The 14568-nt window shown below is 45.4% G+C and carries 8 protein-coding genes and 2 pseudogenes; 7 read left to right on the top strand and 3 right to left on the bottom strand.

Annotated elements, in window-relative coordinates; genetic code table 11:
* Positions 1 to 139: 139 nt before the first annotated feature.
* The gene (hslO, locus tag HFV01_RS12920; RefSeq protein WP_008050894.1) at positions 140 to 1069 is read right to left on the bottom strand and encodes an Hsp33 family molecular chaperone HslO; all 930 of its coding nucleotides are present in this window, start codon (positions 1067 to 1069) and stop codon (positions 140 to 142) included.
* Between the two features lie 370 nt (positions 1070 to 1439).
* On the opposite strand from hslO, the gene HFV01_RS12915 reads away from it, so the two are divergent.
* Together HFV01_RS12915 and rlmN are read left to right on the top strand one after the other, a co-directional pair.
* Complete coding sequence (locus HFV01_RS12915) at positions 1440 to 1838, top strand: hypothetical protein (RefSeq protein WP_006625575.1); 399 nt, start codon at positions 1440 to 1442, stop codon at positions 1836 to 1838.
* Positions 1839 to 1862: 24 nt separating this feature from the next.
* Positions 1863 to 2903, top strand: a complete 1041-nt coding sequence (gene rlmN, locus HFV01_RS12910; protein ID WP_006669944.1) for a dual-specificity RNA methyltransferase RlmN — start codon at positions 1863 to 1865, stop codon at positions 2901 to 2903.
* 1792 nt (positions 2904 to 4695) lie between these two features.
* Here the strand turns inward: rlmN and HFV01_RS12905 are convergent.
* Positions 4696 to 5598 (bottom strand): pre-peptidase C-terminal domain-containing protein, encoded by a 903-nt coding sequence (locus tag HFV01_RS12905; protein ID WP_006625568.1) that lies wholly within the window; start codon positions 5596 to 5598, stop codon positions 4696 to 4698.
* 402 nt (positions 5599 to 6000) lie between these two features.
* Here HFV01_RS12905 and HFV01_RS12900 point away from each other — a divergent pair, with 402 nt between their 5' ends.
* The 4 genes and pseudogenes from HFV01_RS12900 to HFV01_RS12890 all read left to right on the top strand — a co-directional run bounded on the left by HFV01_RS12900 (position 6001) and on the right by HFV01_RS12890 (position 11902).
* Positions 6001 to 7767 (top strand): bifunctional serine/threonine-protein kinase/formylglycine-generating enzyme family protein, encoded by a 1767-nt coding sequence (locus tag HFV01_RS12900; RefSeq protein ID WP_193521164.1) that lies wholly within the window; start codon positions 6001 to 6003, stop codon positions 7765 to 7767.
* Between the two features lie 217 nt (positions 7768 to 7984).
* Positions 7985 to 8065: pseudogene (locus tag HFV01_RS31690) on the top strand (4-Cys prefix domain-containing protein); the annotation flags it as partial.
* A gap of 132 nt (positions 8066 to 8197) precedes the next feature.
* Entirely contained in the window at positions 8198 to 9988 is a 1791-nt protein-coding gene (locus tag HFV01_RS12895; RefSeq protein ID WP_006625565.1) for a bifunctional serine/threonine-protein kinase/formylglycine-generating enzyme family protein, read from the top strand.
* Between the two features lie 126 nt (positions 9989 to 10114).
* A complete protein-coding gene (locus tag HFV01_RS12890) occupies positions 10115 to 11902 on the top strand; it encodes a bifunctional serine/threonine-protein kinase/formylglycine-generating enzyme family protein (protein WP_193521163.1) in 1788 nt (595 codons plus the stop codon).
* 582 nt (positions 11903 to 12484) lie between these two features.
* Here the strand turns inward: HFV01_RS12890 and HFV01_RS30610 are convergent.
* On the bottom strand, positions 12485 to 12619 hold the full coding sequence (locus HFV01_RS30610; RefSeq protein WP_280949142.1) for a hypothetical protein: 135 nt from the start codon (positions 12617 to 12619) through the stop codon (positions 12485 to 12487).
* Between the two features lie 140 nt (positions 12620 to 12759).
* Here HFV01_RS30610 and HFV01_RS12880 point away from each other — a divergent pair.
* A pseudogene (locus tag HFV01_RS12880) lies at positions 12760 to 14545 on the top strand (bifunctional serine/threonine-protein kinase/formylglycine-generating enzyme family protein).
* The last annotated feature ends 23 nt before the right edge of the window (positions 14546 to 14568 follow it).

Here is a 14568-nt window from a genome sequence, read left to right as displayed (position 1 = left end):
CTTGTTCACCAGTCGCTTAATACATTACCCTCACCCTAAATCTGGATCCCAGAGACGGAGAGGGACTTTGAGAGGTGATCAGATGATTTCTGAACAGGTTGTATTTTAGCCTTGGCTTCTAATCCCCTAGGGAAGTTTCCTATAAAACCCTGCCAATCTTTTCGGACAACTGATCGTGATCCTGGTTCAAGTCTCGGATCAACTTATGGAGATCTTCCGTAGTGGCGTGATAAGTCTGGCCACAAAATTCACATTTAGCCTCTGCGCCGCTATCCTTTTCAATCATATCTTGTAGTTCAGCTTGTCCAAACATCTTGAGACCACCTAAAACTCGTTCAAAAGAACAGCCACAATGAAACTGTAGCAATTGGGTTTCCGGTAGAATATTTAACCCCAAATCTCCTAGCAATTGCTCAAAAATATGGGGGAGAGTTTGACAGGCGCGCAACAGAGGCGTAAAACCAGATAAGGCACCAATTCTCGATTCTAATAACTCTATCAGTGCTAAATCAGTGGCAGCTTTGGGGAGGATCTGTAATAACAGCCCCCCAGCCGCCTGTACGCCTTCTTTATCCACAAATACCCCTAACACTAAGGCTGATGGGGTTTGTTCTGATGATACCAGATAATGGGTCAGGTCGTCGCCGATTTCTCCTGACACCAGTTCAACTGTACTGGAGTAAGGATAACCATAGCCAACATCCCGCACTACATAAACATAACCATTTTTACCCACTGCCCTGCCAACGTCTAGTTTGTCATAAGCATTGGGCGCTAACTCGATTTCTGGGTTCCCAACATAACCCCGCACAGTGCCATCGAGTCCCGCATCGACTACAATACCTCCTAAGGGTCCGTCCCCTTGAATTTGAAGATTTATCCGTGACTCGGGACGCTTCATATTAGAAACCAGCAACAGACCCCCTGCCATTGTCCGTCCTAGGGCTGCTGTGGCTACATAGGATAGTTTATGCCGTTTTCTCGCTTCCTCCGTTAGACGAGTGGTAATTACCCCCACAGCGCGAATACCGCCGTCAGCCGCTGTAGCACGTATAAGTTGATCAGCCATAGTTTTTGGAAAGTTGATGATTGACAATTTACAATTTACAACTTACAATTATCCATAATCCATTATCCATTTAGTTCCCGCCTGCGCCCTATTCCTTGATAGCCGGAGGGGTGAAGCGGGTTTACTCATCATCACAAACAAATAATTAATTTCCCCTAACCCTAGATATCCCTTGTCTTGGGGTCATGGTGCTGGTTTTCCGGTTATGATGCACCGGATAGGCTACCATGGGTGAGGTGCGTCAGTTGGCGAGATGGGCGGTGATGATTGCCATTTTCTGGTTATGACGCACCCTACTAGAACTGCTATAATGGGGAGTGGTTTGTGATCCGACAAGTGCGATCGCTAACTGGTTTGATCATGGTGACTTATGCTGGGTAGTTTTCAAAAAAGCAGTCTAAGGATTGAGGTAGATGCCTCCGAGGCGACTATTCGCGAAAGTCTGTTGTATCCCCACCACGTTCAACAGTGGTTGTGGCCTGTGCAATTTTCATCAGGACTCCCCCAACAGTTTAATGTGGGTCTAAAGTTCACCAGTTCACTGGGTCCGGTGACCATTAAACATTATGTTGATGTGGCTGAGTCTAACTGTTTGCGGTTTCTCCTCAGTGGGGGGATTGATGGCTTTCATGAATGGTATTGGGGAGAGGGTTGGGTACAGTCCCGCTTAGAAGGTGTTTCTGTGTTACCTCTCAATTTAGGACAAACGGTTAATCTCACTCAGTTACGGGGATTTCTGTTAACTAAAAAGCCACAATCAGCCGATTAATTTTTAAGCACAGGGTAGCTATTTATGATCGCAGTTGAACCAGCTTTTAAACCTTTACTGGGGACATCTTTACCTGAACTGACTGATTGGGTTCAGCAACAGGGACAACCAGCTTATCGGGGAAAGCAATTATATCAGTGGATTTATCAGAAAGGGGCTAAATCCCTTGAGGAAATAACTGTGTTTCCCAAACAGTGGCGATCGCAATTAGCCACCATACCCGTTGGTCGTTCAACTATTCATTATCGCGCGGTTGCTAGTGATGGCACGATTAAGTATTTGCTGAAATTATCCGATGGTCAAATTATTGAAACTGTCGGCATTCCTACCCATGACCGCTTAACGGTTTGTGTTTCTTCTCAGGTGGGGTGTCCCATGGCTTGCGATTTTTGCGCGACCGGAAAGGGGGGGTTTTTCCGTAACTTGGAAACCCATGAAATTGTAGATCAAGTTCTCACGGTTCAGGAAGATTTCCAACGCCGTGTCAGCCATATTGTCTTTATGGGTATGGGGGAACCTTTACTTAATACTCAAAATGCGATCGCTGCTATTACCTGCTTAAATAGAGATATTGGTATCGGACAGCGAATGATTACTCTTTCCACCGTAGGCATTCCCAACCGCATCCGCCAATTAGCCGAATATCAGCTACAAATTACCCTGGCTGTTAGTTTACACGCTTCTAATCAAACTCTCCGAGAACAACTGATTCCCAGCGCCAAAACCTATCCCCTAGAATCCCTCATCTCTGAATGTCGAGATTATGTGAAATTGACCGGGCGGCGGGTAAGTTTTGAGTATGTGATGTTATCTGGAGTTAATGATTTACCTAGCCACGCCACCGAATTAGCCAGCCTTATGCGGGGCTTTCAAAGTCATGTTAATCTGATTCCCTATAACCCCATTAATGAGGTGGATTATCAGCGCCCTAGTCCCTCACAAATACAGGATTTTTTCAAGGAATTGGAACAGCGACGGGTAGCAGTCAGCGTTCGCTATTCTCGCGGTTTAGATGCTGATGCCGCCTGCGGTCAACTGCGGGCTTCTCAGACAATTAATAATTAATAATTAATAATTAATAATTAATAATTATCAGTTACCCCTTGGGTTCAAATATCCAGGGGAATGGCTGACAATTCCAAGGCATAAATAGTTTCCCCCTGAAACTGAGAAACCCGCACAAAGTAGGTTCCCCGTTAATAATTAATAATTAATAATTAATAATTAATAATTAACAGTTACCCCTTGGGTTCAAATATCCAGGGGAATGGCTGACAATTCCAAGGCATAAATAGTTTCCCCCTGAAACTGAGAAACCCGCACAAAGTAGGTTCCCCGTTAATAATTAATAATTAATAATTAATAATTAATAATTAACAGTTACCCCTTGGGTTCAAATATCCAGGGGAATGGCTGACAATTCCAAGGCATAAATAGTTTCCCCCTGAAACTGAGAAACCCGCACAAAGTAGGTTCCCCGTTAATAATTAATAATTAATAATTAATAATTAATAATTAACAGTTACCCCTTGGGTTCAAATATCCAGGGGAATGGCTGACAATTCCAAGGCATAAATAGTTTCCCCCTGAAACTGAGAAACCCGCACAAAGTAGGTTCCCCGTTAATAATTAATAATTAATAATTAATAATTAATAATTAATAATTAATAATTAATAATTAATAATTAACAGTTACCCCTTGGGTTCAAATATCCAGGGGAATGGCTGACAATTCCAAGGCATAAATAGTTTCCCCCTGAAACTGAGAAACTCGCACAAAGTAGGTTCCCCGTTAATAATTAATAATTAATAATTAATAATTAATAATTATCAGTTACCCCTTGGGTTCAAATATCCAGGGGAATGGCTGACAATTCCAAGGCATAAATAGTTTCCCCCTGAAACTGAGAAACTCGCACAAAGTAGGTTCCCCGTTAATAATTAATAATTAATAATTAATAATTAATAATTAACAGTTACCCCTTGGGTTCAAATATCCAGGGGAATGGCTGACAATTTCAAGGCATAAATAGTTTCCCCCTGAAACTGAGAAACTCGCACAAAGTAGGTTCCCCGTTAATAATTAATAATTAATAATTAATAATTAATAATTAACAGTTACCCCTTGGGTTCAAATATCCAGGGGAATGGCTGACAATTCCAAGGCATAAATAGTTTCCCCCTGAAACTGAGAAACTCGCACAAAGTAGGTTCCCCGTTAATAATTAATAATTAATAATTAATAATTAATAATTAACAGTTACCCCTTGGGTTCAAATATCCAGGGGAATGGCTGACAATTCCAAGGCATAAATAGTTTCCCCCTGAAACTGAGAAACTCGCACAAAGTAGGTTCCCCGTTAATAATTAATAATTAATAATTAATAATTAATAATTAACAGTTTTTGGGTTCAAATATCCAGGGGAATGGCTGACAATTCCAAGGCATAAATAGTTTCCCCTGAAACCCCTGAGAAACCCGAACCCACAAAGTAGGTTCCCCGTTAATAATTAATAATTAATAATTAATAATTAATAATTAATAATTATCAGTTACCCCTTGGGTTCAAATATCCAGGGGAATGGCTGACAATTCCAAGGCATAAATAGTTTCCCCCTGAAACTGAGAAACTCGCACAAAGTAGGTTCCCCGTTAATAATTAATAATTAATAATTAATAATTAACAATTATCAGTTACCCCTTGGGTTCAAATATCCAGGGGAATGGCTGACAATTCCAAGGCATAAATAGTTTCCCCCTGAAACTGAGAAACTCGCACAAAGTAGGTTCCCCGTTAATAATTAATAATTAATAATTAATAATTAATAATTAATAATTATCAGTTACCCCTTGGGTTCAAATATCCAGGGGAATGGCTGACAATTCCAAGGCATAAATAGTTTCCCCCTGAAACTGAGAAACCCGCACAAAGTAGGTTCCCCGTGGCAATAGGTCAATCTCAATAGATTCTGTAGCCAAAGCCGGGTTATTTGAAGAGGCGATAATATCATCAGGTTGAACCGCTTGATTTTGATTAAAATCTTGGATTAAATCCACATTAGCATCCGCTTTTAAACCGTGCAGAAATAGGCTAAACTCACTGCCATTATTGGGAATGATAAATTCATAAATATTGACCGGGTTATCATCCGTAACCGAGTTAACTATAGTCCGACTTCCCAAGAGAGTATCTAAAGCGATCGCATTACTGAGGTCATCGCCGAACTGTGGGGGTGCGCCCAACCTCCCCAACGGCGAACCAAACCGAAAAAAATGCTCAAAAAGGCTGCCAATTATCTCTTCTTCTATACCCTGAACAGCATCAAAATTGCGATCGCGATAAAACTCCGTATCAAAGGACTCGCTAGGGTTCAACCCCTGAAATTGTCCGATTTTGAAAAAATGCTCAAATGCCGTAAATTCCCCGTTAGCTACTCCCTGAGCGACTGAAGGATTTTGTTGTAGATAAAAAACCGGGTCAAAAAAGGGATTAGGGCTGAGGTTGTCCGTTTGTCCAATATTAACAAAATGAGCCGCTGCAGTGGTAATTCCCGCCTCTACTTCCGACTGAATATCGGGATTTTGTGCCAGATAAAATTCCCCATCAAAAATCGGGTTAGGTGTTCGTCCTTCAAATTGTCCATAGCGAGAAAAATGCTCAAAGGCGGTCTCAAAAACCCCGTTAGCGATCGCATCTTTAACGTCCTGATTTTGTGCCAAATAAAACCCTTCATCAAATAAAGTTTCAAGGGTAAGCATAAAAAGCCTTTTCCCAGCAGAGGATTAATGTTCACCACTAGATTATCGCCAATTAGTCGTCAATTGTCCATTCCCATTGTAGGTTAGGCGAATATGTAGGTTGGGTGAAGCGCAGCCGGGCCCAACTTCCCCTACCATTGTAGGTTGGGTGAAGCGCAGCCGGGCCCAACTTCTCCAGTGTACCATTGTAGGTTGGGTGAAGCGCAGCCGGGCCCAACTTCTCCAGTGTACCATTGTAGGTTGGGTGAAGCGCAGGGAAACCCAACTTTCCCATTGTAGGTTGGGTGAAGCGCAGCCGGGCCCAACTTCCCCAGCCGTGATAAATCAGGTTTCTGTGAAAAAGCCGGTTAATTTTCCGCATTTATGGTAATGTAGAATCAGGTATCAATAACCATCCTGATTATGAGCCAATGTCTGAACCCAGACTGCCTCCACAGCAACCCCGAAGGTTCCCAGTTTTGCCAAAAATGTGGCAGTAAACTCCGACTGGCAGAACGCTACTATGCTAAAAGCATCCTCGGACAAGGCGGGTTCGGACGCACATTTCTGGCAGTGGATGACTTCAAACCTTCTCAACCTCCCTGTGTGATTAAACAATTCCTTCCCCAGGCGCAAGGAACCGCTACCCTAGAAAAAGCCGCCCAATTATTCGACCAAGAAGCCCAACGTTTAGAACTCCTCGGCAAACATTCCCAAATCCCGGAACTTTTGGCTTATTTTACCGCTGATAACCGTCAATATTTAGTTCAGGAATTTATCGAAGGAGACACCCTAGAACAGGAGTTAGACAATCAAGGAATTTTTACCGAGAATCAAATCATTTCGCTGCTAGAGGATTTATTGCCAGTTTTGGATTTCGTCCACCAAAATCAAGTAATTCACCGGGATATTAAACCCGAAAACATCATTAGACGCGCCAGTGATAACAAGTTAGTCCTAGTGGATTTTGGAGCGGCTAAACAGGTGCATAGCACATCTCTTAGCGTCACGGGAACGGTTATCGGTTCGGCGGCATATTGCGCCCCGGAACAAGCTATGGGAAAACCTCAATATGGGAGTGATTTATATAGTTTAGGGGTGACTTGTTTATACCTGCTAACCCAAGTGAGTCCGTCGAATTTATATGACCCCTTAGAATTACAATGGGTGTGGCGTGAGCATTTAAATGACAATCAGTTGAGTGAGAAACTAGGCAAAATCTTAGACCGTTTGGTTGAGACAGTGTTTAACAAACGCTATCAATCTGTAGCCCAAGTTTGGGCAGATTTACAGCCATCTGATGATAGTCCAAAACCCCCAACCCAGAAGTTTAAATTTGACATCGTTACGGTCAATTCAATGGGTCGAGAAATTAACCGTCGTCCCGGTCAGGCTGAATGTATTATCGAAGACCTGGGAAATAGTGTAACTCTGGAGATGGTGCTAATTCCGGGAGGAACCTTTATTATGGGTGCGTCGAGTGGTGAACCTAGAAGTTCTAATGCTGAAAGACCCCAACACCAAGTCACGATTAAACCCTTCCTAATGGGGAAATATCCGGTTACCCAAGCACAATGGCGACAAGTGGCTAGTTTCCCCAAACTCCAACGAAACCTGAGCCTAGACCCCTCAAGATTTAAAGGATTCAATCTTCCCGTTGAAAAAGTTTCATGGTATGATGTGGTGGAATGGTGCGATCGCCTCTCAAAAGTAATCAGCAAACCCTGCCGATTACCGAGTGAAGCCGAGTGGGAATATGCAGCCCGCGCCGGAAGAACTAGCCCCTTTCATGTCGGTGATACCCTGACGACAGACCTCGCCAACTACGATGGCAACTACAGCTATAGCTCAGGACTCAAGGGAGTCTTCCGCAAAAAAACCACCCCCGTCGGTCGGTTTCAAAGCGCCAACGCCTTTGGCTTGTATGATATCCACGGGAACGTTTGGGAGTGGTGCGCTGACCCCTGGCGCGACAACTACAATGGTGCGCCTTCGGATGGTACGGTGTGGGATAGTCAGGATATAGATGTTGACAATTTAGTCAAACTTTTGGAAAGCAAAGACCGGAGAGTGCTGCGTGGCGGTTCATGGTCTAACCTTCCTGTATTCTGCCGTTGTGCCAGCCGCAACAGTGCCTACCCGGGCAACCTCCTCCACAACTTCGGTTTTCGGGTAGCCTGTGCGCTTTAGCGCTTTAGTAGGTTGGGTGAAGCGCAGGGAAACCCAACTTTCCCATTGTAGGTTGGGTGAAGCGCAGGGAAACCCAACTTCCCCATTGTAGGTTGGGTGAAGCGCAGCGAAACCCAACTTCCCAGCCAGCCGTGAGCCACCGGGTTTCTGTGAAAAAGCGGGTTAATTTTCGGCATTTATGGTAATGTAAAATCAGGTATCAATAACCACCCTGATTATGAGCCAATGTCTGAACCCAGACTGCCTCCACAGCAACCCCGAAGATTGCCAGTTTTGCCAAAAATGTGGCAGTGCGCTTTAGTAGGTTGGGTGAAGCGCAGCGAAACGCAACTTCCCAGCCAGCCGTGAGCCACCGGGTTTCTGTGAAAAAGCCGGTTAATTTTCCGCATTTATGGTAATGTAGAATCAGGTATCAATAACCATCCTGATTATGAGCCAATGTCTGAACCCAGACTGCCTCCACAGCAACCCCGAAGATTGCCAGTTTTGCCAAAAATGTGGCAGTAAACTCCGACTGGCAGAACGCTACTATGCTAAAAGCATCCTCGGACAAGGCGGGTTCGGACGCACATTTCTGGCACTGGATGACTTCAAACCTTCTAAACCTCCCTGTGTGATTAAACAATTCCTTCCCCAGGCGCAAGGAACCGCTACCCTAGAAAAAGCCGCCCAATTATTCGACCAAGAAGCCCAACGTTTAGAACTCCTCGGCAAACATTCCCAAATCCCGGAACTTTTGGCTTATTTTACCGCTGATAACCGTCAATATTTAGTTCAGGAATTTATCGAAGGAGACACCCTACAACAGCAGTTAGATAATCAAGGCGCTTTTACCGAAAATCAAATCAGTTCCCTGCTCAAGGATTTATTGAAAGTTTTGTATTTTGTCCACAAACATCAAGTGATTCACCGGGATATTAAACCCGAAAACATCATTAGACGAGCCAGTGATAACAAGTTAGTCCTAGTGGATTTTGGAGCATCTAAACAGGTGCAGCGCACATCTCTTAGCGTCACCGGAACCGTTATCGGTTCGGCGGAATATTGCGCCCCAGAACAGGCTATGGGAAAACCTCAATATGGGAGTGATTTATATAGTTTAGGGGTGACTTGTTTATATCTGCTAACCCAAGCCAGTCCGTCAGATTTATATGACCCCTTAGAATCAAAATGGGTGTGGCGGGAGCATTTAAATGGCAATCAGGTGAGTGATAAATTAGGCAAAATATTAGACCATTTGGTTGAGACAGTCTTTAAAAAACGCTATCAATCTGTAGAGGAAGTTTGGGAAGATTTACGGCGATATTATGGGAAACCGCCCACCCGCCAAACTCCCCAACCGGTAACCCAGAAGTTTAAATTTGACATCGTTACCGTCAATTCAAATGGACAAAAAATCAACCGCCGTCCCGGTCAGGCTGAATGTATTATCGAAGACCTGGGAAATGGTGTGATTCTGGAGATGGTAAAAATTCCGGGGGGAACCTTTATTATGGGTGCGCCGAGTAGTGAAGCGGGAAGTAATAATAATCAAAGACCCCTACACCGAGTCACTATTGAACCCTTCCTAATGGGGAAATATCCGGCTACCCAAGCACAATGGCGACAAGTGGCTAGTTTCCCCAAACTCAAATGGAACCTTTACCCAGAGCCATCAAATTTTAAAGGATTAAATCTTCCGGTTGAAAGAGTTTCATGGTATGATGCGATCGAGTGGTGTGCCCGACTCTCGAAAAGAATGGGCAAACCCTACCGATTGCCCAGTGAAGCCGAGTGGGAATATGCAGCCCGCGCCGGAACCAATAGCCCCTTTCATGTCGGTGATACCCTAACGACGGACATCGCCAACTACAATGGCAACTGCACATATAGCTCAGAACCGAAGGGAGTCTACCACCAAAAAACCACCCCCGTCGGTCAGTTTCAACACGCCAACGCCTTTGGCTTGTATGATATCCACGGGAATATTTGGGAATGGTGCGCTGACCCCTGGCACGAAGGCTATGGTGGCGCTCCCTCGGACGGGCGAGTGTGGGATGGTCAGCATATATATGTTGGTGATTTAGTAAACGTTTTGATAAGCAAAGACACCAAGGTGCTGCGCGGCGGTTCGTGGTATGGTAATCCTGACTACTGCCGTTCTGGCTACCGCTTCAGTGGCGGTTCGGGCGATCTCAACGTCAGCTACGGTTTCCGGGTAGCCTGTGCGCTTAGTATGTAGTATGTAGGTTGGGTGGAGCGCAGCGAAACCCAACTTCCCCCGGCGAAACCGGGTTTCTGTGGAAAAGCCGGTTAATTTTCGGCATTTATGGTAACGTACAATCAGGTATCAATAACCATCCTGATTATGAGCCAATGTCTGAACCCAGACTGCCTCCACAGCAACCCCAAAGGTTGCCAGTTTTGCCAAAAATGTGGTAGTAAACTCCGACTGGTAGAACGCTACTATGCTAAAAGCATCCTTGGACAAGGTGGCTTAGGACGCACATTTCTCGCCGTCGATGACTTCAAACCTTCTAAACCTCCCTGTGTGATTAAGCAATTCCTTCCCCAGGCGCAAGGAACCGCTACCCTACAAAAAGCCGCCCAATTATTCGACCAAGAAGCCCAACGTTTAGAACTCCTCGGCAAACATCCGCAAATCCCGGAACTTTTGGCTTATTTTACCGCTGATAGCCGTCAATATTTAGTTCAGGAATTTATCGCCGGAAACACCCTACAACAGGAGTTAGATAATCAAGGCGCTTTTACCGAAAATCAAATCATTTCGCTGCTAGAGGATTTATTGCCAGTTTTGGATTTCGTCCACCAAAATCAAGTAATTCACCGGGATATTAAACCCGAAAACATCATTAGACGCGCCAGTGATAACAAGTTAGTCCTAGTGGATTTTGGAGCATCTAAACAGGTGCAGCGCACATCTCTTAGCGTCACCGGAACGGTTATCGGTTCGGCGGCATATTGCGCCCCGGAACAAGCTATGGGAAAAGCTCAATATGGGAGTGATTTATATAGTTTAGGGGTGACTTGTTTATACCTGCTAACCCAAGTGAGTCCGTCAGATTTATATGACCCCTTAGAAGCACAATGGGTGTGGCGTGAGCATTTAAATGACAATCAGGTGAGTGATAAATTAGGCAAAATCTTAGACCGTTTGGTTGAGACAGTCTTTAAAAAACGCTATCAATCTGTAGCCGAAGTTTGGGCAGATTTACAGCCATCTTCTGATGGTCAAAAAAACCCAACCCAGAAGTTTGAATTTGACATCGTTACCGTCAACTCAAATGGCCGAAAAATTAACCGCAGTCGCGGTCAGGCTGAATGTATTATCGAAGACCTGGGAAACGGTGTAACCCTGGAGATGGTGCTAATTCCGGGGGGAACCTTTATCATGGGTGCGCCGAGTGGTGAAGCTGGAAGTTCTAATACTGAAAGACCCCAACATCGAGTCACGATTAAACCCTTCCTCATGGGGAAATATCCGGTTACCCAAGAACAATGGCGACAAGTGGCTAGTTTCCCCAAACTCCAACGGGACCTGAGCCTAGACCCCTCAAGATTTAAAGGATTAAATCTTCCCGTTGAAAGAGTTTCATGGTATTATGTAATCGAGTGGTGCGCCCGCCTCTCGAAAAGAATCGGCAAACCCTACCGATTGCCCAGTGAAGCCGAGTGGGAATATGCAGCCCGCGCCGGAACCACTAGCCCCTTTCACGTCGGTGATACGCTGACGACGGGTCTCGCCAACTACAATGGCAACTACACCTATAGCTCGGGACCGAAGGGAGCCTACCGCGAACAAACCACCCCCGTCGGCAAATTTCGACACGCCAACGCCTTTGGCTTGTATGGTATCCACGGGAATGTTTGGGAGTGGTGTGCTGACCCCTGGCACGACAGCTACACTGGTGCGCCCTCGGATGGTGGTGTGTGGGATGGTAACGATAATCCTTCTCAAAACCCTGTTGAACGTTTAGTCAATCTTTTGAAAAACGAAGAAAGGCGCGTGCTGCGCGGCGGTTCGTGGAGCAGCCATCCCGGAAACTGCCGTTGTGCCTTCCGCCACTGGCTCGTCCCGGACTTCCTCGGCAGCAACTACGGTTTTCGGGTGGCTTGTGCCCCCCCAGACTCTTAGCTCTTAGCGCTTTTGCGGTTTTGCCCTTTACCCTGCTAGCCATTTAGCCTTTTAAGCGATCGCAGCGAGCCATTTTTTATATTGCCCCAATTTTACACCATAAATCTGGATTTGTGTGTAAAGAAATGTTAAATTTAAATTGCCCGAGTGTAAACAACAACGATGTCCAGCCCCGAATTACCGATTATTCAGAATGTAGGTTGGGTGAAGCGCAGCGAAACCAAACTTCCCCCGGCGAAACCGGGTTTCTGTGAAAAAGCGGGTTAATTTTCGTCATTTATAGTAATGTAGTATGTAGGTTGGGTGAAGCGCAGCGAAACCAAACTTCCCCCGGCGAAACCGGGTTTCTGTGAAAAAGCGGGTTAATTTTCGGCATTTATAGTAATGTAGTATGTAGGTTGGGTGAAGCGCAGCGAAACCAAACTTCCCCCGGCGAAACCGGGTTTCTGTGAAAAAGCGGGTTAATTTTCGGCATTTATAGTAATGTAGTATGTAGGTTGGGTGAAGTATGTAGGTTGGGTGAAGCGCAGCGAAACCAAACTTCCCCAGCCGTGATCAATCAGGTTTCTGTGAAAAAGCGGGTTAATTTTCGGCATTTATGGTAATGTAGTATGTAGGTTGGGTGAAGTATGTAGGTTGGGTGAAGCGCAGCGAAACCAAACTTCCCCAGCCGTGATCAATCAGGTTTCTGTGAAAAAGCGGGTTAATTTTCGGCATTTATGGTAATGTAGTATGTAGGTTGGGTGAAGCGCAGCGAAACCAAACTTCCCCCGGCGAAACCGGGTTTCTGTGAAAAAGCCGGTTAATTTTCCGCATTTATGGTAATGTAGAATCAGGTATCAATAACCATCCTGATTATGAGCCAATGTCTGAACCCAGACTGCCTCCACAGCAACCCCAAAGGTTGCCAGTTTTGCCAAAAATGTGGTAGTAAACTCCGACTGGTAGAACGCTACTATGCTAAAAGCATCCTTGGACAAGGTGGCTTAGGACGCACATTTATCGCCGTCGATGACTTCAAACCTTCTAAAACCTCCCTGTGTGATTAAGCAATTCCTTCCCCAGGCGCAAGGAACCGCTACCCTAGAAAAAGCCGCCCAATTATTCGACCAAGAAGCCCAACGTTTAGAACTCCTCGGCAAACATTCCCAAATCCCGGGACTTTTGGCTTATTTTACCGCTGATAGCCGTCAATATTTAGTTCAGGAATTTATCGCCGGAAACACCCTAAAACAGGAGTTAGATAATCAAGGCGCTTTTACCGAAAATCTAATCATTTCGCTGCTAGAGGATTTATTGCCAGTTGTGGATTTCGTTCACCAAAATCAAGTAATTTACCGGGATATTAAACCCGAAAACATCATTAGACGCGCCAGTGATAACAAGTTAGTCCTAGTGGATTTTGGAGCATCTAAACAGGTGCAGCGCACATCTCTTAGCGTCACCGGAACGGTTATCGGTTCGGCGGCATATTGCGCCCCGGAACAAGCTATGGGAAAAGCTCAATATGGGAGTGATTTATATAGTTTAGGGGTGACTTGTTTATACCTGCTAACCCAAGTGAGTCCGTCGAATTTATATGACCCCTTAGAAGCACAATGGGTGTGGCGTGAGCATTTAAATGGCAATCAGGTGAGTGATAAATTAGGTAAAATCTTAGACCGTTTGGTTGAGACAGTCTTTAAAAAACGCTATCAATCTGTAGCCGAAGTTTTGGAAGATTTACAGCCATCTTCTGATGGTCAAAAACCCCCAACCCAGAAGTTTGAATTTGACATCGTTACGGTCAATTCAAAGGGACAAGAAATTAACCGCAGTCGCGGTCAGGCTGAATGTATTATCGAAGACCTGGGAAATGGGGTGACTCTGGAGATGGTAAAAATTCCGGGGGGAACCTTTAAAATGGGTGCGCCGAGTGGTGAAGCTGGAAGTTCACTAAATAAGGAAAGACCCCAACACCAAGTCACGATTAAACCCTTCCTCATGGGGAAATATCCCGTTACCCAAGCACAATGGCGACAAGTGGCTAGTTTCCCCAAACTCCAACGGGACCTGAACCCAGACCCCTCAGCTTTTAAAGGATTAAATCTTCCCGTTGAATCGGTTGCATGGTATGATGTAATGGAGTGGTGCGATCGCCTCTCGAAGAGAATCGGCAAACCCTACCGATTACCCAGTGAAGCGGAGTGGGAATATGCAGCCCGCGCCGGAACCACTAGCCCCTTTCACGTCGGTGATACCCTGACGACGGACCTCGCCAACTACGATGGCAACCACACCTATAGCTCAGGACCCCTGGGAGCCTACCGCGGACAAACCACCCCCGTCGGTCAGTTTCAAAACGCCAACGCCTTTGGCTTGTATGATATCCACGGAAATGTTTCGGAATGGTGCGCTGACCCCTGGCATGATAGCTACAATGGTGCGCCTTCGGATGGTGGTGTGTGGGATTATGACAACGATATTCGTTATCAAAAACCTATTGAATATTTAGTCAACTTTTTGGAAAGCCAAGAAAGAAGGGTGCTGCGTGGCGGTTCGTGGCTCTTCAATCCAGTAGTCTGCCGTTGTGCCAACCGCGACAGGGGCGGCTCAGACCTCCTCTACTTCAGCTGCGGTTTTCGGGTTGCCTGTGCGCTTTAGTAGGTTGGGTGAAGCGCAGCGCA

The sequence above is a fragment of the Limnospira fusiformis SAG 85.79 genome (assembly GCF_012516315.1).
Classification (GTDB): domain Bacteria; phylum Cyanobacteriota; class Cyanobacteriia; order Cyanobacteriales; family Microcoleaceae; genus Limnospira; species Limnospira fusiformis.
The sequence above is the reverse complement of the archived record's forward strand: the minus strand, read 5'-3'. Positions and strand labels throughout refer to the sequence as shown.